This window comes from Flavobacterium azizsancarii (assembly GCF_027980145.1).
Lineage (GTDB): Bacteria > Bacteroidota > Bacteroidia > Flavobacteriales > Flavobacteriaceae > Flavobacterium > Flavobacterium azizsancarii.
This window is the reverse complement of the sequence record NZ_JAMZNK010000001.1, coordinates 87,411-113,030: the sequence shown is the minus strand read 5'-3', so window position 1 is coordinate 113,030 and position 25,620 is coordinate 87,411. Positions and strand designations below refer to the sequence as shown.

Here is a 25,620-nt window from a genome sequence, read left to right as displayed (position 1 = left end):
CAATAAATTGTTAGTTTGGGAAAAACTAAAATAACAATGAAAAAAATTGTAATGACTTTGGCGTTTGCTTTGACCGTAGCTTATGCAAATGCGCAAACAGAAAAAAGTTCAACAGCCTACAATAAATGGTCGGTAGAACTAGGTGGAGGTGTAAACAAACCTCAACGTCCAATGAGCTCAAATTATTTTACAAGCACACCAAGTCCATGGGTTGGTGATCTTGGAGTTAGATATATGTTTAATAACAAATTTGGTTTAAAAGCTGATTTTGGATACAACAGTTTTACAGGAAAAAACAATTCTATAGATTTTGACTCAAAATATTACAGAGCCGATTTGCAAGCTGTTGCTAACTTAGGCAGAATCATGAACTTTGAATCCTGGACTAAAACATTTGGTTTATTAGGTCACGCAGGTTTTGGTCTGGCACAGTTAGAGAACAAAGATTTACATGTTAAAGACAGAATGGGTAACTTCATCGCAGGTGTTACAGGTCAGGTTAGATTGTCTGACAGATTTGCTTTAACCGGTGATTTTACTACGATCCTGAATGCGTCGCAAGATGCTACTTTTGACGGAGCAACTACTGCAGATTCAAGAGGTTTTACAGGAATTTTATTTAACGGAACAGTTGGATTGCAGGTTTATTTAGGAAAAAATGCAAAACATGCTGACTGGACCGTAATCTCAGAATCTCAAGATCTTACTGAATTACAAAATAAATTAAACGAACTTGAAACTTTAGTAGCAAATAAACCTACTGAAGTAATTGTAGAAAAAATAGTAGCAGCTGTTCCTGTAGTAGCAGTACCTCAAAAAGATGTTGTAAAAGAAATGATTAACGATCAATATTACAGTGTTTATTTTGACTTTAATAAATCGACTCCAATCGAAAATTCTACTGCTGCCATAGATGTTGTTTTAACGTACTTAAGAAAAAACCCTTCGGCATCTCTTGACATTATTGGTCATGCTGATCAGGTTGGTAAGGCAGAATATAACAACAAATTATCAAACACCAGAGCTAAGAATGTTAAAACCATTTTAGAAAAAGCAGGTATCGAATCTTCAAGATTAAATACTGTTGCTGCCGGATCAGATAATTCTATCGACAAAGATCCAGCTGAAGCAAGAAGATTAGCAAGAAGAGTTACTTTTAATGTAAGATAATTCCACTTCAAAAAAGTAAGGGCCCAAAAAGAAATTCTTTTTGGGCTTTTTTTATTTTCCCCAATTCCAGTTGCCAGTTTACTTTAATCCATTAAATTTAATTAAATTTGGAATAATATTTGTGCAACGAAACTCATGAAAAAACTTCTTCTTTTTTTTCTTTTAGCCTCTCCATCAGTATTGTTAAGTCAAACAATCTTAAATTCTTTTCCGTTAGATCTAAAAAGAATTGACGAAAACAGTCAGATCTTAAGTGCCGAAGATGTAAAAAATCACGATGTCTATGTTTTTGCATCCGATTCTAAAAACATCAACATTCTAAAATACAGCAAATCTTTTTTCCTGAAAAATCAATTTACTGATTCTATAAAAGACGCAGAAGACAGATCTTTACTGGGCAGCAGCATAAGCGATGACGGAAATCCAACACTTTACTGGAGCTCCAGAAAATCACAAAACATAAAAATTATAAAATATTATCTGGACAATAATACTTCCCGGGCCCTAAATTTTAATATTCCTGAAAACAATGAATATATAATTACCACGTTTCAAAAAAACAATAATTTCTACATTCTCGGAAAGGAAAAAAACAGCCAACATCTTCTTCTTTATGAATTAAAAAATGGAAAATGTGAGATAAAAATGTTTGATTTTTCAGCTTTTCGTTTTCAAAATGAAAGAGGACAGAACCTCACTTTCAGTTCATTGATTCGATATTTTCCAATTCAAAAAATGGAGTCAGATGATTTCAATCCATTAGACAAAGCTGTTTCTATAAATAAACTTTACGTTCTGGAAGATCGAATTATTTTGACTTTTGATTATAACCAAAAAACGACACAAGTTTTCGATCTAAATATGGGAACTGCTGATATTACAGAGAAAAATTTCAATCAGCCGGATTCTAAAATTTTATCTAAAAGCTCAAATTCATTTTATAGCGAAAACAAACTCTTTCAAATCACAGCCAACAAACAGGAACTTTTGTTTGCTATAAAAGATTTTGATTCTGAAAAAACGATTAAAAGCATTTCGGTTTCAAAAAAAGATACTATTCGTTTCAAAAATTCGCCTTTATTCGCTCAGACAAACGATAATAAACCCCGCGAGATAAAAACAACCAATAAATTCCTGAGTCAATTATCGGATCTCAGTGTTGGGATTTCCGTTTTTAAAAACAATAAAAACAGCTATATAACATTTGGCGGATATCTGGAATATATCGTTTCTGATTTTAATTATGGACAAAACAATTCGTTTGAAAATTTTGAAAGACAAGTACAATATCGTCAAAGCAAAATGGTGTATTTTGATTCGATGTTAAACGCTGACTTAGATTTTGTACCCACTGAGAAATCTGCACCTTTAGCGATCGACAACATCTTTTATTACCTGAGTATGAATAAAAATGCCGCACTTAAGAATATAATTAAATTGAAAGATTATTATATTTTAAGCTATTATGACACAGCCTTAAAACAATATACTATTCGCAAGTTTACAGATGGTTTTATTAGGGAAGACAGCGGAAACCCGATTAGTAATAAAGCTATTTTTTCGAATTCTTTGCCTATTAAAAAACCTTAAATTTATTGAGAATTAATCCAAATGTCCTGTGATTTTAGATTTCAAAAAAGAGGAATGGATAATTTTTTCTAACTTTACAAAAAAGTCATTATTATGTTATCAAAAAATATTGAGTCAGCTTTAAATAAGCAAATTCGCATAGAGGCCGAATCTTCGCAAACCTACCTTTCTATGGCTTGTTGGGCTGAAGTACACGGATTAGAAGGAATCGCACAATTTATGTACACACAATCAGACGAAGAGCGCGCTCATATGCTTAAGTTAGTTAAGTATGTAAACGAACGCGGAGGTCACGCGCAGATTACAGATCTAAAAGCACCTAAAACATCTTATTCTACTTTTAAAGAAATGTTTGAAGCTCTTTATAACCATGAGATTTTTGTTTCAGAATCTATCAATGAGTTGGTACACATTACTTTCTTAGAAAAAGATTACGCAACTCATAATTTCTTACAATGGTACGTTGCAGAACAAATTGAGGAAGAAGCAACAGCAAAATCTATTCTTGATAAAATCAACTTAATTGGAGATGACAAAGGTGGATTATATTTGTTCGACCGTGATATTCAGCAATTAACGGTTACAAGTTCTATTGCAATTAACCCTAAATAAAAAATAGTTAAAGTTTATTTAGAATACTTAAAAATAACTATTTTCTTTTATATTTGCTTCTGTTTTTAAATACGGAGGAAAATTGAGCAAGAAAGAAAAAGATAAGGACAAGAAAAAGGATAAAAAGAAAAAGAAAAACGCAGCTATCCTTGACAAGATTAAAAAGTTGGAAAACTGCAAATCATCTTGCTGTGAGAAATACAAAAAAAGTGAAAAGAAACGCTGCTCACGTTGTCCTATGTTTGATTTATTCAAAAAAACTGCTTAACTACATATACACAAAACCCACCAACAAATTTGGTGGGTTTTTAGTTTAAATTAATCGCCTTCTGATTTTAAAAAGATTCTAAATTTAATTATGGAAAACATTATCATACCCAAATCCAGTCTTGATTTTTTGACTCAACTTAAAGAGAACAATAATAAACCTTGGTTTGATGCCAATAAGCCTGCTTATTTAATAGAATTAAATCATATTGAAACTTTTGCAGGTGCTTTGCTTCATGAACTTTCAAAAACTGATGTTTTAGAAACTTCTTCGGGCAAAAAAAGTGTGTATAGAATTTATCGTGACATTCGTTTTTCTAAAGACAAAACTCCCTTTAAAACCTTTTGGGGCGGCAGTTTTACAAGAGCAACAAGTCAAAGGCGCGGCGGTTATTATTTTCATCTGGAAAAAGGAAACAGTTTTTTTGCCGGTGGTTTTTGGGGACCAAATGCCGGAGATCTAAAACGTGTAAGAAGTGAATTTGCCCATGATTCTGAACCGATGAAAAAAATATTGAGTTCAAAATCTTTTGTCAAAACTTTTGGAACTTTACAAGGCGAACAGCTTAAAACAGCACCAAAAGGATTTGATATCACCCATAAAGCTATTGACTTACTTAGATACAAACAGTTTTTGATCATTAAACGTTTTACTGATGACGAAGTACTAAGTCCGCTTTTTCTGGAACAAGCCTTAGAAACCTGCAAAAACATGAGACCTTTTTTTGATTATATGAGCGAAGTACTCACTACTGATATTAACGGCGCATCTGTTTTATAAATACATTTCAACATAAAATTTAAACCCGACAGGTTTTAATCCAGAAGTCTCGGGATTAAAACCTGTCGGGTTTTTGAATATCAAGTTTAACGTAACGCTATTTACTTAACAGAAGAATTTCATTGACAACAACTTCGGTAATATATTTCTTTTCACCGTTTTTATCGTCATAACTTCTGTGGGTCAGCTTACCCTCAATGGCAACTTCTTTGCCTTTTAGTACATATTTTTCGATAATTTCTGCCGTTTTTCCCCAGGCAGTTACACGATGCCACTCTGTTTGCTCAACCTTTTCGCCCTTGTCATTGGTATATTTGTCGTTTGTGGCAATAGTCAAATGCGCTAATTTTCTTCCGTTATCCAATGTTCTAATTTCTGGGTCGTTACCTACGTTACCAACTAATTGTACTCTGTTTTTCATTGCATTCATGGCGTATAATATTTAAATGTTCATATATAAAGAATTCGATTATCAAATTCAACATTGCAAAGATGAGATGTAATGCAAAACTTATTCGGTTATCAACTAATTACTTTCGGTTGTAATTATTTGTAAACGTTTGTAAATGGATTTTTTTCCGTATTTTTAACACAAATCATACTACAATGCAAACAAAAATTAATAAAGTCGAGTTACGAAATCTAGAAATAGAAGATTATAAACAATTGAAAAATTCAATGATTGAGTCATATCCCGAAATGGCAAATTCATATTGGAAAGAAAAAGACATTGAAAAATTACTTTCTATATTTCCTGAAGGCCAATTGGTAATTTTAGTTGATGACAAAGTTGTAGGATCTGCTTTATCTCTTATTGTAGATGAAAAATTAGTCGATAAAAGACATAATTACAAACAAATTATTGGTGATTATACATTCTCAACACACAATCCTGACGGAGAAATATTATACGGAATCGATGTTTTTATTCACCCTAATTATCGAGGTTTACGTTTGGGCCGTCGTTTGTACGATGCCAGAAAAGAACTTTGCGAACAATTGAACTTAAAAGCTATTGTTTTCGCAGGAAGAATCCCTAATTATAACCAGCATTCTAAAAAGCTTACGCCAAAAAATTATATTGATAAAGTAAAACATAAAGAATTACATGATCCTGTACTTTCATTTCAGCTGAGTAATGATTTTCACGTTTTAAGGATTATCAAAAACTATCTGGAAGGCGATGAAGAATCTAAGGAATTTGCTGTTCTCTTAGAATGGAATAATGTTTATTATGATGAAAGTCCAAAACTTATTAATCTCGAAAAAAGCGTTATTCGTTTGGGATTGGTTCAATGGCAAATGCGTCAACTAAATAATCTGGAAGAGTTTTTTGAGCAGGCAGAATTTTTTATCGATGTCGTTTCAGGTTATGGAAGTGATTTTGCTTTGTTTCCTGAGCTTTTTATCGCGCCTTTAATGGCTGATTACAATCATTTATCCGAAGCTGAAGCCATTCGCGAACTTGCGAGATATTCTGACCCCATTAGAAAACGTTTCCAGGAATTCGCCATCTCTTACAACATCAATATTATTACCGGAAGCATGCCTCTTTTAGACAATGGTAATTTATATAATGTTGGTTTTTTATGCAAAAGAGACGGAACTTCAGAAATGTATACCAAAATTCACGTTACTCCAAACGAAGTGCAGCATTGGGGAATGAAAGGCGGATCTGAATTTAAGACGTTTGACACAGATTGCGGAAAAATTGGAATCTTAATTTGTTATGATGTCGAATTTCCTGAACTCTCGAGAATAATGTCTGACGAAGGAATGAATATTTTGTTTGTACCTTTTCTTACAGATACCCAAAACGCTTATACACGTGTCAAACACTGCTCGCAGGCGCGTGCAATCGAAAACGAATGTTATGTAGCCATAGCAGGTTGTGTTGGTAATTTACCAAAAGTGAACAATATGGATATTCAATATGCACAAGCATCTGTATTTACGCCGTCTGACTTTGCTTTTCCCAGTAATGGTATAAAAGCTGAGGCAACGCCAAATACAGAAATGACCCTGATTGTTGATGTTGATCTGAATCTCTTAAAACAGCTTCACGAACATGGAAGTGTTCGAATCTTAAAGGACAGGCGACATGACCTGTATGAAATCAAAAAGCTAGAACCATGAAAACATGCCTGGAATGCTCCGAAAAAATAGTAGGCAGAGAAGACAAAAAGTTTTGTTCAGACAGCTGTCGAAATGCCTACAATAACAAGATAAACAAGGACAGCACTAATTTCATGCGCAATGTAAACAACAAATTAAGAAAAAATTACCGTATTTTGTCTGAACTTAACATGGATGGAAAATCTAAAGCAACTCGGGAAAAAATGATAAACAAAGGCTTTGATTTCGACTTCTTTACCAATATCTTGCAGACCAAAACAGGAAATACCTACTATTTTCTGTATGATCAAGGATATCGCTCTTTGGACAATGATTATTTTATGCTTGTTAAAAAAGAAATATAGTACGTATTCATCATGAAAAAAAATCCCACCTCAATTCTGGCCATAGTCTGCATTCTAGCTATTCTTGGTATAATCTACGCCTCGATGATGCCTCAATGGATTTCGAAAGATGAAGAAGCACTTGCAGAATTCTCGACAGAGAGAGCACTAAATCAGGTCGAAATTATTGCGCAAAAACCTCACTATGTTGGCTCAACCAATCATGAACTTGTAGCCAATTATCTTAAACTGGAACTCAACCGAATTGGACTAGAGACTTCTATTCAGGAAGGATTTACCCTAAATGATAAAGGACTTTTAGTAAAATCTAAAAACATTCTGGCCCGTATAAAAGGGACCAATAATACAAAAGCACTATTACTATTATCACATTATGATAGTGCCCCACATTCGTTTTCTAAAGGCGCAAGCGATGACGCCTCAGGAGTAGCGACAATTCTGGAAGGAATTCGTGCTTTTTTATACGCCAAACAACCACACAAAAATGACATCATCATTCTTTTTTCTGATGCCGAAGAATTAGGATTAAATGGCGCAGCCCTTTTTGTCAACGAACATCCCTGGGCAAAAGACGTTGGTTTGGTCATTAACTTTGAAGCAAGAGGTTCATCAGGACCAAGTTATATGCTGATGGAAACCAACAAAGGAAATGAAGCTCTTGTAAAAGAATTTGCCAATGCAAAAACTAAATATCCGGTTTCGAATTCGTTGATGTACAGTATTTACAAAATGCTGCCAAACGATACTGATCTTACCGTTTTTAGAGAGCAGGGCAAGATTCAGGGATTCAATTTTGCGTTTATAGACGGACATTATAATTATCACACACAACAAGACGATGTTCAGCATTTAAGCAAAACGACATTGGCGCATCAGGGAACTTATTTGATGCCATTGTTAAAATATTTTTCGAATGTTGATTTAACAACAACAGATTCAACGGAAGACCATGTTTATTTCAGCATTCCGTTTTCATTCATTAGTTATCCTTTTTCATGGGTTATACCAATGACCATCGTGGCTTTAGGCTTATTAATTCTTTTTATTTTTATTGGAAAAGCGAAGCGTGTCATTACTTTTAGGGAAATTTTCAGAGGATTTGTTCCACTTTTGGGATCACTCGTTGTTTCAGGATTAGTTACCTTTTTAGGCTGGAAAATCCTGCTTCAGATCTATCCGCAATATTCAGATCTCCTTAACGGATTTACTTATAATGGTCATGCTTACATTGGTGCTTTTGTTGCACTAAGTATTGCAATTTCTTTTGCATTTTATCATCATTTTTCAGAAGCAAAGATCACAATGAACCACTTTGTAGCTCCATTGCTACTTTGGATTATCATTAACGCCTTTCTGGCAAATAGTTTAACCGGCGCCGGTTTCTTAATCATCCCGGTTTATTTTGGAGTAATCCTTTTCGGGATTTTTGTCATCACCCAACATTATAGCTTAGGCATAAACTTGTTATTCAGTATTCCTGCTTTAGCCATTATAGCACCATTTATTTTGATGTTCCCTATTGGACTGGGCTTAAAAATTCTCTTTGGAAGTGCGATTCTAACCGTTTTACTTTTTGGATTATTGCTTCCTATATTTGGAGATTTCTTTAAAAAAGGAATCTGGACAATGTTCTTTTTTGCGGTATCTATTGGATTTTTCATCTATGCAGGATATCACTCTGGTTATAAACACGGAGAAGCAAAATCAAACAGTTTATTATACGTTTATAATGCCAATACAAACTCAGCTGTCTGGACTACTTATGATGTAAACTTAGACGAATGGACTAAAAGTTACTTGGGAGAAAAAAATCAAAAAGCAGTTGGCTTAAATGCTCTTCCGTTAACGAGTAAATACAATTCCGGTTTTACATACAGCGCAATCGCACCGGTTGTTGAGCTTCAAAAACCAACGATTGCTTTCTTAAAAGACAGTACTGTAGGAAACAACAGGTATTTAAAAATTAAAATATCTCCAAACCGAAAGGTAAATCGTTATGATATTTATGCCAATCCTAAAATGACTTTCTTCAACTTTAAAGCTAATGGTGTTTCTACTTCAGATCAAAAAGGAAATCGTCTGGAGCGTGACGGATCAAAAATCCTATGTTATTATGTCGTAGCCAACGAACCCCTTATAATGGATTTCTACATCAATAAATCATCTATTTTTGATATGGATCTTATCGAAAGTTCTTTCGATTTAATGACAAATCCGTTACTAAAAATAAAACCAAGAAGCGACTGGATGATGCCAACTCCATTTGTTTTAAATGATGCCGTATTGATTCAACAAAAAATAAAAAAATATACAGCACCTGCAACTAGCCTGACACCTGCAACTGCAGTAAAAGACAGTACGGCTGTTGCAAAAGATAGTTTGAAACCAGTGGTCAGACCTGAGTAATCAACATTTCTGAATTAACCAAAGCTAACTAAACCAAAATGAAGAAAATTTTCCTGCTTTTTATTGCCACAAGTTTCCTGAATGCTAACAGTCAGACTTTAGAGGAAAAAATAGCAAAAAAAGCCTGCTCATGCTTACAGAAAAGCAAAGAGATAAACGAAGAAATTTACAGAAACTGTCTGACTAATTCAATGTCAGAAGTTGTTTTGAATGATAAAGATGCTAAAGTACGAGAAGGAATAAATACCGTAGAAGGAATCAAAAGCCTGCTGCAAAAATCTGATGCCACTATTGGTAAAACTTGCCCTGATTTAGTACCAAAAACCGCTGAAAGCAAATCTGATATTTATTATAGTGATTCCAAAAATAAAGAGGCACAAAACTCTTATCAGGTTGCAAAAGGCTTTATGCGCAACAAAAACTATAAATCAAGCATCGAAAATTTGCAAATCGCCTTGAAACAAGATCCTGATTTTGTTTTGGCACTCGACGACATTGCAGTTTGTTACAGGCAACTTGAGGATTATGATAATGCTATTAAATATTATAAAAAATCACTGGATATTTATCCTGAAGGCGAATATGCCTTAATGAACATTGGAGTGGCTTATACTTTAAAATCTGATTTTAAGAGCGCTATAGAGTATTATGAAAAACTAATACACTATCAGCCTGATAATGCCGAAGGATATTTTGGTGCAGGAAAAAGCTATTTTGCCATAAATGATGATGAAAAAGCGCTTACTGATATTTTCATTGCCCACAGAATTTATACTGCTGACAAATCAGACTATACAAAAGATACCGAAATGCTAATGGGAGTTATTTATCAAAAAATGGTAAAAGAAAATAAAGAAGCTATATTCAAGAAAATTGCAGCAGAAAACAATATTACAATCGAATAAATTCCAGTTTTAAAATATAAAGGGTAAACGTTCAATCGTAAAGTTTACCCTTTTTGTTTAACAGGCACATTCAATCTTCAGTCCAGATTTTACTCCATTTGTACCTTCTGTGGCATAACCATCGAACTTCCACCACTCGATTCCGCCAATTAATTCTTTTACTTTAAAGCCTAGTTTCGCCATATTCAATGCACCCTTTGTTGAGGCATTACAGCCAATTCCGTCGCAATATGTTACATACAAAACCTCTCTATCTAAATGTTTTGTACTTTCTAACGTCATTTCGCGATGCGGAATATTAATTGCTGATGGAATATGTTCTGCTTCAAAACCAAATGCTTTTCGGGCATCAACAGCAATTATTCTCTCTCCGTTATTCAAGGCGTCAAACAAATCAGACGAATCCATTTCAAAGGCAAGTTTGTTTTCATAATGTTTAATTTGTGCTTCCATTTCATTACCGCTTTATTGTTATGATTTTTTAAATGTAACTCAACTATATATCCCATAAAAACGAAAAGAATTGATCCACTTGATTACTTTTTTTCATAGAAAAGCCATCCTAAAATTTTGTTCCTTTGCATTCTAATTCCCAAAGAATGGAAATCCGTCATTTAAGATTAATAAAAGCAATTGTTGAAGAAGGAAGCATCACCAAAGCAATTGACAAATTGCATTTGACGCAATCTGCGTTGAGCCACCAACTCAAAGAAGCTGAATACCAATTGGGAACTCCTGTTTTCCTGCGAACAAACAAAAAACTGGTTTTGACCAAAGCAGGCGAAAAAATCTATGAACTGGCGAATGAAATTCTCCATAAACTTTCGCAAACAGAATCTCAAATCAAGCAAATGGTGTATGGAGAATACGGCGAAATTAGAATTAGTACGGAATGTTTTTCGAGTTATCATTGGCTTCCGCCGGTTTTAAAGCAATTTCATCTTTTATATCCCAATGTAGATTTAAAGATCGTAACCGAAGCGACCCATATTCCATTACAAAAATTACTTGAAAACGTTATTGATATTGCGATCATCAGCGATCAGATCAAAGACAAAAACATCAAATATATTGAACTCTTTCAGGACGAAGTTGTGATGGCAGTTTCTGAAAATCATGCGTGGGCAAATAAAAAATATGTCGTTGCCGAAGATTTTGTCAACGAACATCTATTAATTCATTCACTTCCGATGGAAACCGTTACCATTCATCAATTTATTTTGGCTCCAGCCAAAGTTACTCCCAGAAAAGTCACTCCTTTGCCATTGACCGAAGCTTCTCTGGAAATGGTTAAAGCAGATATGGGCGTAATGTCGATGGCAAAATGGGCCTTGTTACCACATTTGAAAAACAATCCGATAAAAGCCATCAAAATTGGCAAAAACGGCTTAAAGCGAAAACACTTTATTGCTATTCGGGAAAACCAGGAATATCCGGACTATTTTCATCATTTCATCACTTTTCTACAAAACGAAATCAACCTACAATGGAATATACAATAAGAAATTGCGAAATAACCGATTTACCAAAACTTATTATTTTATGTCAAAAACATGCTGAATATGAAAAAGCCGATTATTCGCCGGAAGGAAAAGAAAAAAGTTTGAAAGAAGCATTTTTCTCTTTACAGCCAAAACAATTTTGTTTAGTTGTTGCTGCTCATCAAGATATTGTAGGATATCTTACTTATAATTTCACCTATTCAACCTGGTATGCCGGAGATATAATTTATATGGATTGTTTGTTTTTAGAAGAAGAAACGAGAAATTATGGTATTGGTGAAGTTTTAATCGATAAATTAAAAGAAATCGGAAAAGAGAAAAATTGCAATAATATACAGTGGAGAACGCCTCAATTTAACGAAAGAGCCATAAAATTTTACAACAGAATTGGTGCAAAAGGAAAAGAGAAAATTTGTTTTTTCCTCGATTTATAAAAAGCAATTTAAAAAAATCTCGCAAAGGCAAAGAGTCGCACAGAAAAGTTTTTTAAGTTTAACTTTTCCCTTTGAACCTCTGTACCTCTGAACCTCTGAATCTTCAAAAAAAATGACACAAATAAGCATATTAGGCTGCGGTTGGCTGGGTTTACCCTTAGCTAAAAAATTAATAGAGAAAGGACATTCGATAAACGGATCTACAACTTCTGAAAGTAAACTTTCGATTTTAGAAAATGCCGGAACAAATCCTTTTTTGGTGGAGCTTGAAAGCGAAAGTGTTTCAGAAAACATCAATGATTTTTTAGCGAATAGTGAGATCTTGATTATTGATATTCCTCCAAAATTGCGAGGAAACAATACTGATACATCCAATTCTTCGCGAAAGATTTTCGTAGAAAAGATTCAGACTTTAATTCCGTTTATCGAAAAATCAACGGTAAAAAAAGTACTTTTTGTGAGTTCCACTTCTGTCTATGGAGATGAAAACGGAAATGTTACAGAAGAGACGATTCCGAATCCGCAAACTGAAAGCGGTAAACAATTACTTTTAACTGAAAGAATTTTACAAAAAAACCAAAACTTCGAAACTACTATTTTGCGATTTGGCGGATTAATTGGAGTAGATCGTCATCCCGTAAAATTTATGGCAGGGAAAGAAAACCTGGAAAACCCAGATGCTCCCGTAAACTTAATCCATCAAAATGATTGTATTTCAATCATCGAAGAAATCATCAACCAATCAAAATGGAATGAAGTTTTTAATGCTGTTGCTCCTTTTCATCCCACAAGAGAGGAATATTATACTCAAAAAGCAAAAAAACAAAATCTGGTTTTGCCAACATTCAGTATTGAAAAATCAAACATCAAAAAGGTTATTTCAAGCAAAAAAGTTGAAGATAGTTTAGGTTATCTGTTTAAGTTAGAAAATTATTAAAAGCTTTTGTATGTCTGGCTGAGTAATCCCAAAGCTTCAGGGAGAAAAGTCCATCCCGTTTTCATTAGTCTTCGACTCCGCTCAGGGTGACAATCGTTTCTTCGAGAAACATCCAAACTTAAATTTACTTATATAACTTAGATGGTTTAAAAAAAACTTTGCGAACTTTGCTTATCCCGATAGCTATCGGGATTGCCCTTCCCGGTTAAATCAAAATTTATGGAAACAGCTTACATCAATTCACCTTTAGGAATCACCAAAATTGTAGGAGATGAAGATGGTGTTGCTATAATTTCCGTTTCAGATGTTGATACAAACGAAGTTTCTATAGAAATTCCGGAGGTTTTAAAAAAAGCCGTTTTGCAACTAGAGGAATATTTCAATAAAAAAAGAACTGATTTCGACTTCAAACTAAATCCCAGCGGTACTGAATTTCAGCAAAAAGTATGGAAATTACTATTAGAAATTCCCTACGGCAAAACCATTAGTTATATGGATCAGACTAAAAAACTGGGCGATATAAAAGCAATTCGAGCCGTTGCATCTGCCAATGGCAAAAATCCGTTATGGATTGTCGTTCCATGTCATAGGGTAATTGGCACAAATGGATCTTTAACGGGGTATGCAGGAGGATTATCTCGCAAGAAATGGCTTTTAGAACATGAAAATCCAAGCGCGCAACAGAGCTTATTTTAAAACACAAATTTCACAGATTTACACGAATTAAAATTATAGCTTTATATTTACAAAACAGAAAGTCCGTGTAATTGTTTTGCTCAAACTAATCTGTGCCAATTCGTGTGATCCGTGTTAAACTAAAAACTATGATTGAAAAAATAAACCTCAATAATATTCTATTTCTTGATATCGAAACCGTTCCGGAAGAAGAAGACTTTAATTCGCTTGATGTAGAAATGCAATCACTTTGGGACCATAAAACGCAATACCAAAGAAAAGACGAGTTTACGCCGGAAGAATTTTACGATCGTGCAGGGATTTGGGCTGAATTCGGGAAGATCGTCTGCATTTCTGTTGGATATTTTACCATCAAAGGAGATATTCGAAATTTTCGTGTGACTTCGTTCTTCGGAGATGAAAAAAAGATTCTAAAAGACTTTAATAATTTATTAAACAATCATTTTAATCATCCGCAACATCTTTTGTGCGGACATAACGCAAAAGAATTTGACATTCCGTTTATTGCCCGACGCATGATTATCAATCAGATCGCAATTCCGGATAAATTGAACTTATTTGGGAAAAAGCCTTGGGAGATTCCGCATTTAGACACTTTAGAATTATGGAAATTTGGTGATTACAAACACTTTACCTCTCTAAAATTATTGACCAAAATTCTTGGTGTTCCCTCTCCAAAAGGAGATATTGACGGAAGTCAGGTGGGACATGTTTTTTATGTCGAGAAAGATATTGACCGAATTGTAACCTATTGTGAGAAAGATACGATTGCAGTAGCTCAGGTTTTCCTGCGTTTGCGACGTGAAGATTTATTAATTGATGATGAAATTATTCATGTATAGTTTTTTGGAGGTACAAAGATAAATAGCCACAAAGGTTCAAAGTTTAAAATTAATGCTTTAGATAATGACGCATAAGGAAATTTCACATCACCGTCTTGCTGCGCAAAAGCTTCTTGAAACGAACCCAAGTTCTCCTGTTGAAATAGTTCGTCATCTTGGCGCGATGCAGGCTCAGGATTATGCAATGGCAAAATGGGCGATTGGTTCCAGATGTGAGGCTACTGAAGCAGCAATTGAAGACGCTATAAACTCTGCAAAAATTATCAGGACTCACATTCTTAGACCAACATGGCATTTTGTTTCGACAGAAGATATTTATTGGATGCTGGATCTCTCAGCTCCGCAAGTCAAACGATTTACAAATTCAGCTGCCAAAAAATATGGTTATGATCTCAACAAACTAGATCAGATTAACCTGGCTATCGAAAAAATGTTAGCAGGAAATAATCATCTGACCCGTGATGAAATCATGCAGCAACTTAATATAAAAAAGACGTCAAGCGAACATTTTTTGAGTGCCGCTATTATGATGAATGCTGAATTGGACGGTTTGGTTTGTAACGGAAAAATGAAAGGAAAGCAAATAACGTATGCCTTACTTGAAGAAAGAGTTACGAGACCTTCGATAAAATTAACCAAAGAAGAAGCACTTTCTAAATTAGCCAAACGTTACTTCGAAAGCCACGGCCCTGCTACACTTCTTGACTTTTCTTGGTGGTCTGGTTTTCCGCCAACTACCTGCAAAATGGCCATAAATGCAATTGAATTGCAATTGAATTCAGTCGAGATTGAAAATCAAGTTTACTGGTTTGGAAAAGATATTTCGTATGAAACCAACTTCCGCGAAAGCATCCATTTTCTTCCTGCTTTTGATGAAATTTTAATTTCATATAAAACCCGCGAAGCTTTAATTTTACTAGAACATCAGGCTAAAGCTTTTACCAATAACGGAATTTTTAAACCCATTATTCTCGAAAACGGAAAAGTAATTGGAACATGGAAAAGAACAATTAAAAAAGATCATGCAAAAATAGAAACGGAATTTTTTAATGTAACTGAAAAGGAAAAAAAGACTGCTCTTTTTGCAGGGATTCAATCTTTTGAAAACTATCTGGGAACAAAAATTGTTATTGAATAAATTTTTATTCTATAATTTCAAACTATTGCTCCTAAGGAGCTTTTAAAGCTAATATCAAAGATTTCAAGTATTACTCTTTAAATATACCGTTCTCCTGATCTTAAGTAAACTCCTTTAGGAGTGCTATATTTATAGAAACAGAATTGACAATTCGATTTCGAGCCCCATCGGGGCGAAATATTAATAACATGATTATTTACGATAAGATTTAAATTGATAGCTAAAAAAAATATACTCTCAATTGAATACTTCTGGTTTCACCAATAAAATCATTGTGCATTTTATTGCTAAATAATTACATTTACAAAAAAATAGCATTATGGTATTAAGTAGATTCTGGTTAGTCATTTTTATTTCTTCGATTGTTTTTATTGTTGTCAGTCTATTTACTGCCAATACTTATACTATTGATTCTGTAATAAATGGAAAAAAAGATGATCCTGTTTTAATCTCTGAAAAATACATTCATGAACTTCCTGCTTTTATCAAGGATAGTATTAAAAAGGCACCAAGTCAAACCATGATTATCAATCGTGACACACTTAATGCTGATACAACTTATGTTTATAAAAACAAAACGGTAAAAATTTTCAGCGGTCTTCAAAAATCTGATGGATTATTACCTACGTGTAAAAGTACTTTGGTCGATTTGATCTTACCACTTATTGCCTACCTGGCTTTTTTCTGTGGATTAATGGAACTTTTAATCATTTCTGGTGCATCAGGAAAATTAGCTAAAGTATTGAGTCCGGTATTTGTAAAAGTTTTTCCAAGTATTCCTAAAAATCATCCGTCTATATCCTACATGACCTTAAACTTTGCTGCTAATTTCCTGGGATTAGATTCGGCTGCAACTCCATTTGGACTGAAAGCCATGGAAAGTTTACAGGAAATAAATCCCGACAAAGACAAAGCGAGTGATGCACAAATTATGTTTATGTGTCTTCACGCTTCTGGCCTAACATTAATCGCGACTTCGATCATTGGATATCGCGCCGCTGCAAACGCCACTAATCCTGCTGATGTTATGCTTCCGTGTATCATTACCTCTTTCATTGGTACAATTGCAGCATTTTTGATTGTGGGAATTAAACAAAAAATCAATTTCAAAAGTGCTTCTCTTGTCATTGTATTAATGGGATTAATTGCCGCCATTGTTGGTTTACTGATGTATGTAAATCATTTGGATTTAATTGGAAAAAACTACTTTACCTCTAACCTTTCCGGGTTAATATTAATTGGTATTATTGGGTTTACATTGGTTTTCTCATTTAAACATGAAAAGAAATTTGCCGATGCCAATACTACTGTTTTTGAGACATTTGTAGTGGGTGCGAATAACGGAGTTAAAACCGGTGTTACTATTTTTCCTTACGTTTTAGGAATGTTAGTCGCTATTTCTCTATTTAGAAACAGCGGTTTATTCGAAATTATCAGTGATGCAATTGCGTTTGTTTTTTCGAATATGGGAGTGAGTAAGGAAATCACAAATGCTTTACCCGTTGCAATGCTTCGTCCTTTTAGTTCTGCAGGATCCCGTGGATTCCTGATTGATTCAATGAATACGTTTGGAGCAGATTCTTTAACAGCACGACTAAGCAGTATTTTTCAGTGTAGCGCCGAAAGCACTTTTTATGTAATTGCTGTTTATTTTGGTTCTGTAAATATCAAAAATACGCGATACGCATTAGGCACAATGCTTTTGGTAGATCTTATTTGTGTTATTACGGCGATTTTTGTGGCGACTTGGTTTTTTTAATATAAATCTATTCGTTACGTGAAACTGGACTAAAGTCCAGCCCTATAATATGGGGCGAGCCGATAGCTCTTTTTTGGAGTTTTGGAGGAACGTTTTAAATTGTGGGATCTAATTTTAATCTGATTTAAAATATACAAAACAAATATTTTTTGTAAGAATATTTTGTGTTATTGTAATGAATTTAAAATGTCAAATACCTACCATCAAGTATATATCCAGGCAGTTTTTGCCGTAAAATACAGAGAAGCAATTATTACTAATGAATGTAAGTCTAAAATATTAAGTGTAATTGGAAATTTAATAAATGAAACAGGTTGTAAACAATAATTGTAAATGGCACAGAAGATCATGTCCATTGTCTTTTAAGTTTAAAACCTACCATTTCAATTTCGGAATTGATGAAAATTGTAAAAGGAAAATCTTCAAAATTTATTAATGATAACCAATTAACTCAATATAGATTTGAATGGCAGGAAGGCTATGACGTTTTCTCTTACAGCCACTCTCACATTAATGCCGGTTATAAATATATTGCGAACCAGGAAGAACATCATAAAAAACAAACCTTTAAAGACGAATATTTATCATTTTTAGATAAATTCAATGTCAAATTTGATGAAAGATATATTTTTGAAAATTTAAAATAATTCAATAAAATTGTAATACATTTTAAACTGGACTAAAGTCCAGCCCTATAATATTGGTCGAGCCGATGGCTCTTTTTGGAGTTCGGGAGGAACGGATTATATTATACAGGCGGATTTTAATCCGGTCTAAAAATAGCAATCGAGCAAATAGCTTTTTTTTCAGAGTTCCGGAGGAACGGATTATATTGTAGGGCCGGATTTTAATCCGGTTAAAAATAGCAATCGAGCCAATAGCTTTTTTTTCAAAGTTCCGAAGGAACGGCTTACATTATAGGGCCGGATTTTAATCTGGTCTAAAATAGCAATCGAGCCAATAGCTTTTTTTTTACAGAGTCCAGAGGAACGGATTATATTATAGGGCCGGATTTTAATCCGGTTAAAACACGAATGATCCAATACCTCTTTTTCAGAGTTCCGGAGGAACGGATTATATTGTAGAACCGGATTTTAATCCGGTTTACACAGTTTAAATTTCATTTTTTTAATCCCTGTTAAACAAACATCAAATAAATATTGCGAATTAATGAAACCACAATATCTTTCTATTTTATTGCTTTTAATTGGTTGCCAGAAACCGAAATCTGAATTACAAATAACAAATAAAAATCCTGGAGCTAAAACAGAAATGATTAGCACAAAAGATAACTTCTTAAAAACTGATACAATTTCTATTTCTGATTACGGAGAAACATCCAAAGACCATTATATTTTGGCACATCTTTTAGGTCAAAAAGCAGATAAAGACAGTATCGTAACTGCAAAATACCAACTTGATTTTTATCAGAATAAAACCAAGACAACTACATCAAAAATTACAATCAAAGGAGTTGATAAAGAATCAGAATGGGGAGCAATATTCGGATTAGGAACAGAAAGCGCCAAAAACTCACCCTTTATCCAAATTACTTTTGGATATCCTGCTTGTGGCTACAATCAAAACCATTATTTGTATTATTTAAAAAACGATGATATCCAATTGGTTCATGAATGGTATACGATGTCTGACAGCGGTTGGGGAAGTTGGGTAGAATTTGAAAATCCTGGCGCAAAAACAAATCCTGAATCTTTTTATTGCAAAACAGTTTCGTTCGAACCTGACGATAATGATGAAAATATGGGAACAGTTTCGCACTCAGATTCAATTGTTTTTCGATTAAAAGGAAATAACTGGAAAAAACAATTACTCTCGAAAAAAGACAAGACTTACTTTCAGAAAAAAATGTCCTTTGATGACTTTCATTCTGTCAAATAAACTCCAAAAAACAGCCCTTATTCAAATTCTTTCTTAGGTAAATAATTTCTAACTTTGTAAAAAACAAAGCAATGATTGATTTTATATACCAAGACCCTTATCCAATTTTAAAGGATGATACACAGTACCGCAAAATTACTTCTGATTTTGTGAAAGTTGAACAATTTGGAGAACGTGAAGTTTTAACTGTTGACCCAAAAGGTTTAGAATTATTGGCTGAAGAAGCCCTTACAGATGTTTCGTTTATGCTTAGAACGACACATTTGCAAAAATTAAGAAAGATTCTTGACGATCCTGAAGCTACAGATAATGATCGTTTTGTGGCTTACAATTTATTGCAAAATGCGTCTGTTGCTGCCGAAGGTCAGTTACCAAGCTGCCAGGATACCGGAACAGCAATTGTAATGGCAAAAAAAGGTGAAAGCATCTATACAGGTGTTGATGATGCAGAATGGCTGAGCAGAGGAATTTTCAATACCTACCAAAAACGTAATTTACGTTATTCACAGATTGTTCCGATTTCGATGTTTGAAGAAAAAAATTCAGGATCAAATCTTCCGGCGCAAATTGATATCTATGCTAAAAAAGGAACTTCTTATGAGTTTTTATTTATGGCAAAAGGTGGTGGATCTGCTAATAAAACATACTTATATCAGCAAACAAAATCATTATTGAATGAAAAATCAATGGATGCTTTTGTTCGCGCAAAAATAAAAGATTTAGGAACTTCGGCTTGTCCTCCTTACCATTTAGCTTTGGTTATTGGCGGAACTTCTGCCGAAGCGAACTTAAGTGCTGTCAAAAAAGCATCAGCCGGATATTATGACCATTTGCCTACTTCAGGAAATATGGCCGGTCAGGCTTTCCGTGATATCGAATGGGAAGAAAAAGTTCAGAAAATCTGTCAGGAAAGTGCTATTGGCGCTCAATTTGGCGGAAAATATTTCACACATGATGTTCGCGTCATCCGTTTGCCTCGTCACGCAGCTTCTTGCCCGGTAGGATTAGGCGTTTCTTGTTCTGCTGATAGAAATATCAAAGGAAAAATTACAAAAGACGGAATCTTCGTAGAGCAATTAGAAGTTAATCCAAAGCAGTTCTTACCGGAAACAGCACCACATTTAGAAGCTCCTGTAGAAATTGATTTGAATATGCCAATGGCTGATATTTTGGCTAAATTGACTCAATACCCAATAAAAACACGTTTAAAACTAAACGGAACTGTAATTGTAGCCAGAGATATTGCGCATGCAAAAATTATGGAAATGTTGGAAGCTGGTAAACCAATGCCGGAATACTTTAAAAATCATCCTGTTTATTATGCAGGTCCTGCAAAAACTCCGGAAGGAATGGCGTCAGGAAGTTTTGGACCAACAACTGCAGGGCGTATGGACGTTTATGTAGATGAATTCCAAAAACATGGTGGAAGCATGATCATGCTGGCAAAAGGAAACCGTACCAAACAAGTAACTGATGCCTGTAATAAATATGGCGGTTTCTACTTAGGTTCTATTGGTGGTCCGGCGGCAATTTTAGCACAGGATAACATCCTGAAAGTTGAAGTTGTTGATTTTGAAGAATTAGGAATGGAAGCAGTTCGTAAAATTACCGTTAAAGATTTCCCAGCTTTTATCATTACTGATGATAAAGGAAATGATTTCTTTGAAAACTTATAAAAAGCTATAGCCAAAAGGCTCTAAGGCGCAAAGATATTTTTTCTTTGCGCCTTTTTTTATATAAGTAATATGAAAATAAAAACTTTGTGTCTTGGTAACTTCGTGGCAAAAAACATTCTTTGCGGTTAATACCTTAAGCAACTTCTTTCTCGAAAGCAATAAAATGTGTCAATTCTCCTTTTAAGTTAAAAACCGGAGCACCATTGATTTTACATTTATACGTTCTGCCATCTTTTTTGTAGTTTTCAATTGTTTTTTCAAAAGGAACCTGCAATTTTATTGCTTCTCTGATCTCTTTTAAAACAATTTTAGAAGTTTCTGGTCCCTGAAACATTTTTGGCGTTTTTCCCAATACTTCCAGTTCAGAATAACCCGTCATTTTTTTTATTCCGTTTGATGCGAAAACGATCTTTAGATCCGGATCTGTTACTAAAACTACTTCTTCCTTAATACGCGTTTCTATTTCGAGATTTTTTTCATTCCATGTAAACTGATTCGAGATCTTATTTACTTTCTTTAAATCAGCAAAAATAGCTTTGAGTTCATTTACATATTCATAATGAAAATCCCATGCTAAAATAGGAACCGAATTACGATGTGATACATCATCAAAATTAGCTTTTTTCATTTCGAATTATTTAATGATATAAAAATCTTTTCAACCAAAGATAGAACGAAAATTCATCACAAAACAAAAAAACTTTCTATTTAACGATTGTTTAATATTGGTTAAAAGGCAAATTTTAATTGTACAATAACTGCTTTTTTTTCTTCTGTATTCAGGTTATTAAGGGAAATACCCAGTAATCGAACTGAATCTTTCATTCGTTCCTGATATAATAATTCTTCTACTGTTTCTAAAATAAGGCTTTTATCCGAAATAAAATAGGGCAATGTTTTACTTCGTGTTTGTTGGGTAAAATCGCTGTATTTAATCTTTAACGTAACCGTTTTTCCCGAAATTTTATGTTTTTTCAATCGTCTTTCCAGTGAAGTTGCAATTGTATCGAGTTGTTCCAGCATGAAAATCTCGGAGGTTAAATTAACATCAAAAGTATTCTCTGCCGCAACTGATTTGGTAATACGATTCGATTTTACCTCGCTGTTATGAATTCCTCGTACTACATTGTAATAAAAAGCACCTGATTTCCCAAAATGTTTCTCTAAAAACTCTACAGATTTACTTTTCAGGTCAGTTCCGGTAAAAATTCCCAATTGATACATTTTTTCAGTCGTTACTTTTCCAACACCGTAAAACTTTCTGATTGGTAATTCTTCTAAAAAAGTTTCTACTTCATCAGGATTTACCGTTTTTTGGCCGTTTGGTTTATTGACATCGCTGGCTATTTTTGCTACAAATTTGTTAATCGAAATTCCTGCTGAAGCAGAGATTCCAACCTCATTTAAAATTCGCAATCTGATTTCCTGAGCCAGCAAACTCGCACTTGGATTTCCTTTTTTATTCTGCGTTACATCCAGATAAGCTTCATCCAGCGAAAGTGGCTCGACCATATCAGTATAATCATGAAAGATTTCATGAATTTTATTCGAAATTTCTTTGTAACGATCAAATCGCGGACGTACAAAAATAATTTCAGGACAATATTTTTTAGCCAAAACCCCGCTTATAGCACTTCGTACACCAAACTTACGGGCTTCATAACTTGCTGCAGAAACTACTCCTCTATTCTCTGAACCACCAACAGCAACAGGTTTTCCGCGTAAAGCAGGATTATCCATCTGCTCTACCGAGGCATAAAAAGCATCCATATCAATATGGATAATTTTTCGATATACAGGCGTTTCAGACATGTTACAAATTTAAGCAGGAAACCTTGAAAATGAGATGCAAAAAATCATAAAAAAAGCTGCAATTAAAAAATTGCAGCTTCTAAACTTATCAAATGATGTTAACTATTTAAAGTCTACACGAATTGCTATCGGTTCGCTTAAATATGCACCTGTTCTGACTTGAACCGTACCTTCAAAATAGGTACGGGGATAATCATTGCCATAGTAAAAATCCTCTTCACTAGTCTGTCCGTGAAATGGAAAATTAATTTCTGTACCTTCAGCATTCATATATTTAAAACTAGGATCTTTATCGTAAGTGCTTAATTCTATTTCTCCGGTTCCGTTATTATTGGTAAAAACCAAATAAGAACTTACTTGATACGTTCTAAATAGTGAACCTGGAAGTAAATCTAAATCCACTTTATATCTAAAATCATTTCCTTTCAGCGTCATTATTTCTTTTCCTTTAAAAGTATTTTTATTAATAGAAGCAACTTTTGGTAGTTTTTCCTCTTGCACTACTATATCCTTTTCGAAATAAGCACTAGTGAAGTTACTATATCTAACCGACAGATAATAGTTTCCTTCAGGAACTCCTACAGGAAGAGTAAATTCTATTTTTTTCGTCTCAGTGTTTACAGAATAGTCTATATTATACTCCTTAAATGTAGTTACATTTTCTAATTTAATTCCTGAAATACCAGTTGTCACAAGATCACTTTGAATAGTATTTTTTATCTTTTGAAAATAAATATAGTCCCATGTAGGTTCTGGTTCATTTGAACTCCATCCTCCTATTATGTTATAAGATGAAGCATATGAATATTGGATTTTATTAAAAGTTTTGCTTCTTACTATAAAATGATCCGTATAGAGTTGATCCGTAGTCTTATTTTTAATCACTAACGTATAAACACCTTCATTTTTAGGAGCAGCTGTAAATGCAATTCTTTGTATTTCGTTATCTACGTAACCATGTCCCGTCTTTTTTACACTACTAAGTATTACAGGTAAAACATTTCCGGCATCATCGGTAAGTTTAAGATCCCAGTTAGTCAGGTTCTCATCAAAATTTATCGCTAGGAAAGTAATATCACCACTATTAACAGAAGGCAGCACAACATCTTTCTCAAATTCTAAGAACTCGAATTGTTTAGATTTGGCGTCATCATCACCCGAACAGGATAATATAAATAAAGAAAGAATAAATAATAAAGTAATTTTTGATTTCATAAACTTATTTTTTAAGGCGTAATTTTTGGCAAATATAATTTTTTTTTAACTTGCATTTTAATAAAATTTTAAGCGAAAATTCTTTCAAATAAAATTTACTACCTTTTTTCCTGATTAAAGATTCACAACTTAATGTTCACAAACAAATCATTTTCTTTATTTTTGTATTTCTACACGAAATAATAAAAAATGCGAACATTTGTTATAGGCGACATACACGGCGGACTACTCGCACTTGAACAAGTGATGAAAAAAGCCAAAGTTACAATTGATGATACTCTTATATTTTTAGGCGATTATGTTGATGGATGGAGCCAATCGCCACAAGTAATTGATTATTTGATAGACCTTAAAAGCAAGCAAAACTGCATTTGCATCAGAGGAAATCATGATGACTTATTATTGTCCTGGTTTAAAAATAATACCGAAGAGATTGACGAGACTTTGTGGTTTAAACACGGTGGAGAAGCAACGGTTTTGGCCTATAAAAAGGTAAGCGAAGAGAAAAAGCAGGTTCATATAGCTTTTTTAGAATCTTTAGAAGATTATCATCTGGACAATGAAAACCGACTGTTTGTTCATGCCGGTTTTACAAATCTAAATGGTGTGCAGTATGAGTTTTTCTCAAAATTATTTTACTGGGACAGAACTCTTTGGGAGATGGCACTTTCATTAGATCCTAATTTAAAAACAGACGACTTGTTTTACCCAAAACGTTTTACGGTGTACAAAGAAGTTTTTATCGGGCATACTCCGGTGACCCGAATTGGAAAAACTGTTCCGGTACAAAAAGCCTGCATTTGGAATGTAGATACGGGAGCTGCTTTTAAAGGTCCTCTGACGATTATGAACGTCGATACCAAGGAATTCTGGCAAAGCGATCCTTTGAATGAATTGTATTCTGCCGAAAAAGGTAGGAATTAGTTCATAAAAGGTTATTTTTGCACTTTAAAAATTAAATATTTAAGTTTATGAAAAAGGTAATTACACTTTTGTTTTTAGTATCATTTGGATTCACACAAGCTCAACAAGCTTTTAAAGGAAAAGGAGATGTTAAGGTTAACGTTGGTGCTAACATACAAGATGGTGGTTCAGGAATTCAGGGTTCTGTTGATTTTGGCTTAGGCGAAAACTTCTCTTTTGGTTTTGTTGCTAACTACTTATTAGGCGTAGATAATTTTAATGGTTTTTACCACGGTAATCCAACTCCTTATAATGATTACAAACCTGATTTTAGTGATCGTTTTGATGCTAAAGCCAGAATTAATGCTAATTTAAGCAGTGTTATTGGTATTAAGGAATTAGATGTTTATCCAGGTTTAAGCTTAGGATTACACAATTTTGGTGGTCATGTTGGTGGCCGTTATTTCTTTACTGAAGGATTTGGTGTTTTCACAGAAATTGGTTTCCCAATTGCAAAATATGGCAATAACAATGGTGTATTTGATCATTTGAACAATCAGACAACTTTTAGTTTAGGAGCTTCTTTTAATTTGTAA

Annotated in this window: 25 protein-coding genes and 1 pseudogene; 21 read left to right on the top strand and 5 right to left on the bottom strand. The window is 33.9% G+C overall.

What is annotated here, in order from left to right; genetic code table 11:
• Nucleotides 1-36 precede the first annotated feature (36 nt).
• From NJT12_RS00635 to NJT12_RS00615, 5 genes are all read left to right on the top strand, one after another.
• Nucleotides 37-1,170 carry an OmpA family protein gene (locus tag NJT12_RS00635; RefSeq protein ID WP_271333990.1) on the top strand — a complete coding sequence of 378 codons (1,134 nt, stop codon included), beginning with the start codon at nt 37-39 and terminating at the stop codon, nt 1,168-1,170.
• A 135-nt stretch (nt 1,171-1,305) separates the two neighbouring features.
• Nucleotides 1,306-2,760 (top strand): hypothetical protein, encoded by a 1,455-nt coding sequence (locus NJT12_RS00630; protein ID WP_271333989.1) that lies wholly within the window; start codon nt 1,306-1,308, stop codon nt 2,758-2,760.
• 93 nt (nt 2,761-2,853) lie between these two features.
• Nucleotides 2,854-3,372 (top strand): ferritin, encoded by a 519-nt coding sequence (locus tag NJT12_RS00625; RefSeq protein ID WP_271333988.1) that lies wholly within the window; start codon nt 2,854-2,856, stop codon nt 3,370-3,372.
• 82 nt (nt 3,373-3,454) lie between these two features.
• The gene (locus NJT12_RS00620) at nt 3,455-3,640 is read left to right on the top strand and encodes a hypothetical protein (RefSeq protein ID WP_271333987.1); all 186 of its coding nucleotides are present in this window, start codon (nt 3,455-3,457) and stop codon (nt 3,638-3,640) included.
• 90 nt (nt 3,641-3,730) lie between these two features.
• Complete coding sequence (locus tag NJT12_RS00615) at nt 3,731-4,420, top strand: DUF2461 domain-containing protein (protein WP_271333986.1); 690 nt, start codon at nt 3,731-3,733, stop codon at nt 4,418-4,420.
• A gap of 97 nt (nt 4,421-4,517) precedes the next feature.
• Here the strand turns inward: NJT12_RS00615 and NJT12_RS00610 are convergent, their stop codons facing one another.
• Nucleotides 4,518-4,850, bottom strand: a complete 333-nt coding sequence (locus NJT12_RS00610) for a single-stranded DNA-binding protein (RefSeq protein WP_271333985.1) — start codon at nt 4,848-4,850, stop codon at nt 4,518-4,520.
• A gap of 176 nt (nt 4,851-5,026) precedes the next feature.
• Here NJT12_RS00610 and NJT12_RS00605 point away from each other — a divergent pair, with 176 nt between their 5' ends.
• From NJT12_RS00605 to NJT12_RS00590, 4 genes are read left to right on the top strand one after another with little or no spacing between them, the layout of a single operon-like run.
• Complete coding sequence (locus NJT12_RS00605; RefSeq protein ID WP_271333984.1) at nt 5,027-6,556, top strand: bifunctional GNAT family N-acetyltransferase/carbon-nitrogen hydrolase family protein; 1,530 nt, start codon at nt 5,027-5,029, stop codon at nt 6,554-6,556.
• On the top strand, nt 6,553-6,900 hold the full coding sequence (locus NJT12_RS00600; protein ID WP_072957263.1) for a hypothetical protein: 348 nt from the start codon (nt 6,553-6,555) through the stop codon (nt 6,898-6,900). Before NJT12_RS00605 ends, NJT12_RS00600 begins: the two co-directional genes overlap by 4 nt.
• A 12-nt stretch (nt 6,901-6,912) precedes the next feature.
• Nucleotides 6,913-9,306, top strand: a complete 2,394-nt coding sequence (locus tag NJT12_RS00595; protein ID WP_271333982.1) for a M28 family peptidase — start codon at nt 6,913-6,915, stop codon at nt 9,304-9,306.
• 38 nt (nt 9,307-9,344) lie between these two features.
• The gene (locus NJT12_RS00590; protein WP_271333981.1) at nt 9,345-10,211 is read left to right on the top strand and encodes a tetratricopeptide repeat protein; all 867 of its coding nucleotides are present in this window, start codon (nt 9,345-9,347) and stop codon (nt 10,209-10,211) included.
• 57 nt (nt 10,212-10,268) lie between these two features.
• On the opposite strand, the gene NJT12_RS00585 is transcribed toward NJT12_RS00590, so the two are convergent.
• Complete coding sequence (locus NJT12_RS00585; protein WP_271333980.1) at nt 10,269-10,664, bottom strand: rhodanese-like domain-containing protein; 396 nt, start codon at nt 10,662-10,664, stop codon at nt 10,269-10,271.
• A 146-nt stretch (nt 10,665-10,810) separates the two neighbouring features.
• Here NJT12_RS00585 and NJT12_RS00580 point away from each other — a divergent pair, with 146 nt between their 5' ends.
• The 10 genes and pseudogenes from NJT12_RS00580 to NJT12_RS00530 all read left to right on the top strand — a co-directional run bounded on the left by NJT12_RS00580 (nt 10,811) and on the right by NJT12_RS00530 (nt 21,094).
• Nucleotides 10,811-11,713, top strand: a complete 903-nt coding sequence (locus tag NJT12_RS00580) for a LysR family transcriptional regulator (protein ID WP_271333979.1) — start codon at nt 10,811-10,813, stop codon at nt 11,711-11,713.
• Nucleotides 11,698-12,147: a GNAT family N-acetyltransferase gene (locus NJT12_RS00575; protein WP_271333978.1), complete on the top strand. Its 450-nt coding sequence runs from the start codon at nt 11,698-11,700 to the stop codon at nt 12,145-12,147. The genes NJT12_RS00580 and NJT12_RS00575 overlap by 16 nt, the downstream gene beginning before the upstream one ends.
• Before the next feature lie 112 nt (nt 12,148-12,259).
• Nucleotides 12,260-13,084 (top strand): SDR family oxidoreductase, encoded by an 825-nt coding sequence (locus tag NJT12_RS00570; protein WP_271333977.1) that lies wholly within the window; start codon nt 12,260-12,262, stop codon nt 13,082-13,084.
• 219 nt (nt 13,085-13,303) lie between these two features.
• The gene (locus NJT12_RS00565) at nt 13,304-13,780 is read left to right on the top strand and encodes a methylated-DNA--[protein]-cysteine S-methyltransferase (protein WP_271333976.1); all 477 of its coding nucleotides are present in this window, start codon (nt 13,304-13,306) and stop codon (nt 13,778-13,780) included.
• Between the two features lie 128 nt (nt 13,781-13,908).
• Nucleotides 13,909-14,622, top strand: coding sequence for a 3'-5' exonuclease (locus NJT12_RS00560; protein WP_271333975.1), 714 nt, complete (start codon nt 13,909-13,911; stop codon nt 14,620-14,622).
• A gap of 64 nt (nt 14,623-14,686) precedes the next feature.
• The gene (locus NJT12_RS00555; RefSeq protein ID WP_271333974.1) at nt 14,687-15,760 is read left to right on the top strand and encodes a winged helix DNA-binding domain-containing protein; all 1,074 of its coding nucleotides are present in this window, start codon (nt 14,687-14,689) and stop codon (nt 15,758-15,760) included.
• A gap of 319 nt (nt 15,761-16,079) precedes the next feature.
• Nucleotides 16,080-17,519, top strand: a complete 1,440-nt coding sequence (locus NJT12_RS00550) for a nucleoside recognition domain-containing protein (protein ID WP_271333973.1) — start codon at nt 16,080-16,082, stop codon at nt 17,517-17,519.
• Between the two features lie 186 nt (nt 17,520-17,705).
• Nucleotides 17,706-18,166, top strand: a pseudogene (tnpA, locus tag NJT12_RS00540) (IS200/IS605 family transposase).
• A 523-nt stretch (nt 18,167-18,689) separates the two neighbouring features.
• Nucleotides 18,690-19,418, top strand: coding sequence for a hypothetical protein (locus tag NJT12_RS00535; protein WP_271333971.1), 729 nt, complete (start codon nt 18,690-18,692; stop codon nt 19,416-19,418).
• A gap of 71 nt (nt 19,419-19,489) precedes the next feature.
• A complete protein-coding gene (locus tag NJT12_RS00530; RefSeq protein WP_271333970.1) occupies nt 19,490-21,094 on the top strand; it encodes a fumarate hydratase in 1,605 nt (534 codons plus the stop codon).
• Between the two features lie 133 nt (nt 21,095-21,227).
• On the opposite strand, the gene NJT12_RS00525 is transcribed toward NJT12_RS00530, so the two are convergent.
• From NJT12_RS00525 to NJT12_RS00515, 3 genes are all read right to left on the bottom strand, one after another.
• Nucleotides 21,228-21,722, bottom strand: coding sequence for a PAS domain-containing protein (locus NJT12_RS00525; RefSeq protein WP_271333969.1), 495 nt, complete (start codon nt 21,720-21,722; stop codon nt 21,228-21,230).
• Nucleotides 21,723-21,823: 101 nt separating this feature from the next.
• The gene (gene dinB / locus NJT12_RS00520; RefSeq protein ID WP_271333968.1) at nt 21,824-22,906 is read right to left on the bottom strand and encodes a DNA polymerase IV; all 1,083 of its coding nucleotides are present in this window, start codon (nt 22,904-22,906) and stop codon (nt 21,824-21,826) included.
• A gap of 102 nt (nt 22,907-23,008) precedes the next feature.
• On the bottom strand, nt 23,009-24,121 hold the full coding sequence (locus NJT12_RS00515; RefSeq protein ID WP_271333967.1) for a hypothetical protein: 1,113 nt from the start codon (nt 24,119-24,121) through the stop codon (nt 23,009-23,011).
• 189 nt (nt 24,122-24,310) lie between these two features.
• Between NJT12_RS00515 and NJT12_RS00510 the strand changes: the two genes are divergently transcribed.
• Both NJT12_RS00510 and NJT12_RS00505 read left to right on the top strand, forming a co-directional pair.
• Nucleotides 24,311-25,045: a metallophosphoesterase family protein gene (locus NJT12_RS00510; RefSeq protein ID WP_271333966.1), complete on the top strand. Its 735-nt coding sequence runs from the start codon at nt 24,311-24,313 to the stop codon at nt 25,043-25,045.
• 47 nt (nt 25,046-25,092) lie between these two features.
• Nucleotides 25,093-25,620 carry a DUF6646 family protein gene (locus NJT12_RS00505; protein ID WP_271333965.1) on the top strand — a complete coding sequence of 176 codons (528 nt, stop codon included), beginning with the start codon at nt 25,093-25,095 and terminating at the stop codon, nt 25,618-25,620.

Coding starts and splice junctions, on each gene's coding strand:
- NJT12_RS00635 (WP_271333990.1), top strand. CDS start 37: ATGAAAAAAATTGTAATGACTTTGGCGTTTGCTTTGACCGTAGCTTAT.
- NJT12_RS00630 (WP_271333989.1), top strand. CDS start 1,306: ATGAAAAAACTTCTTCTTTTTTTTCTTTTAGCCTCTCCATCAGTATTG.
- NJT12_RS00625 (WP_271333988.1), top strand. CDS start 2,854: ATGTTATCAAAAAATATTGAGTCAGCTTTAAATAAGCAAATTCGCATA.
- NJT12_RS00615 (WP_271333986.1), top strand. CDS start 3,731: ATGGAAAACATTATCATACCCAAATCCAGTCTTGATTTTTTGACTCAA.
- NJT12_RS00610 (WP_271333985.1), bottom strand. CDS start 4,850: ATGAATGCAATGAAAAACAGAGTACAATTAGTTGGTAACGTAGGTAAC.
- NJT12_RS00605 (WP_271333984.1), top strand. CDS start 5,027: ATGCAAACAAAAATTAATAAAGTCGAGTTACGAAATCTAGAAATAGAA.
- NJT12_RS00600 (WP_072957263.1), top strand. CDS start 6,553: ATGAAAACATGCCTGGAATGCTCCGAAAAAATAGTAGGCAGAGAAGAC.
- NJT12_RS00595 (WP_271333982.1), top strand. CDS start 6,913: ATGAAAAAAAATCCCACCTCAATTCTGGCCATAGTCTGCATTCTAGCT.
- NJT12_RS00590 (WP_271333981.1), top strand. CDS start 9,345: ATGAAGAAAATTTTCCTGCTTTTTATTGCCACAAGTTTCCTGAATGCT.
- NJT12_RS00585 (WP_271333980.1), bottom strand. CDS start 10,664: ATGGAAGCACAAATTAAACATTATGAAAACAAACTTGCCTTTGAAATG.
- NJT12_RS00580 (WP_271333979.1), top strand. CDS start 10,811: ATGGAAATCCGTCATTTAAGATTAATAAAAGCAATTGTTGAAGAAGGA.
- NJT12_RS00575 (WP_271333978.1), top strand. CDS start 11,698: ATGGAATATACAATAAGAAATTGCGAAATAACCGATTTACCAAAACTT.
- NJT12_RS00570 (WP_271333977.1), top strand. CDS start 12,260: ATGACACAAATAAGCATATTAGGCTGCGGTTGGCTGGGTTTACCCTTA.
- NJT12_RS00565 (WP_271333976.1), top strand. CDS start 13,304: ATGGAAACAGCTTACATCAATTCACCTTTAGGAATCACCAAAATTGTA.
- NJT12_RS00560 (WP_271333975.1), top strand. CDS start 13,909: ATGATTGAAAAAATAAACCTCAATAATATTCTATTTCTTGATATCGAA.
- NJT12_RS00555 (WP_271333974.1), top strand. CDS start 14,687: ATGACGCATAAGGAAATTTCACATCACCGTCTTGCTGCGCAAAAGCTT.
- NJT12_RS00550 (WP_271333973.1), top strand. CDS start 16,080: ATGGTATTAAGTAGATTCTGGTTAGTCATTTTTATTTCTTCGATTGTT.
- NJT12_RS00535 (WP_271333971.1), top strand. CDS start 18,690: ATGAAACCACAATATCTTTCTATTTTATTGCTTTTAATTGGTTGCCAG.
- NJT12_RS00530 (WP_271333970.1), top strand. CDS start 19,490: ATGATTGATTTTATATACCAAGACCCTTATCCAATTTTAAAGGATGAT.
- NJT12_RS00525 (WP_271333969.1), bottom strand. CDS start 21,722: ATGAAAAAAGCTAATTTTGATGATGTATCACATCGTAATTCGGTTCCT.
- dinB (WP_271333968.1), bottom strand. CDS start 22,906: ATGTCTGAAACGCCTGTATATCGAAAAATTATCCATATTGATATGGAT.
- NJT12_RS00515 (WP_271333967.1), bottom strand. CDS start 24,121: ATGAAATCAAAAATTACTTTATTATTTATTCTTTCTTTATTTATATTA.
- NJT12_RS00510 (WP_271333966.1), top strand. CDS start 24,311: ATGCGAACATTTGTTATAGGCGACATACACGGCGGACTACTCGCACTT.
- NJT12_RS00505 (WP_271333965.1), top strand. CDS start 25,093: ATGAAAAAGGTAATTACACTTTTGTTTTTAGTATCATTTGGATTCACA.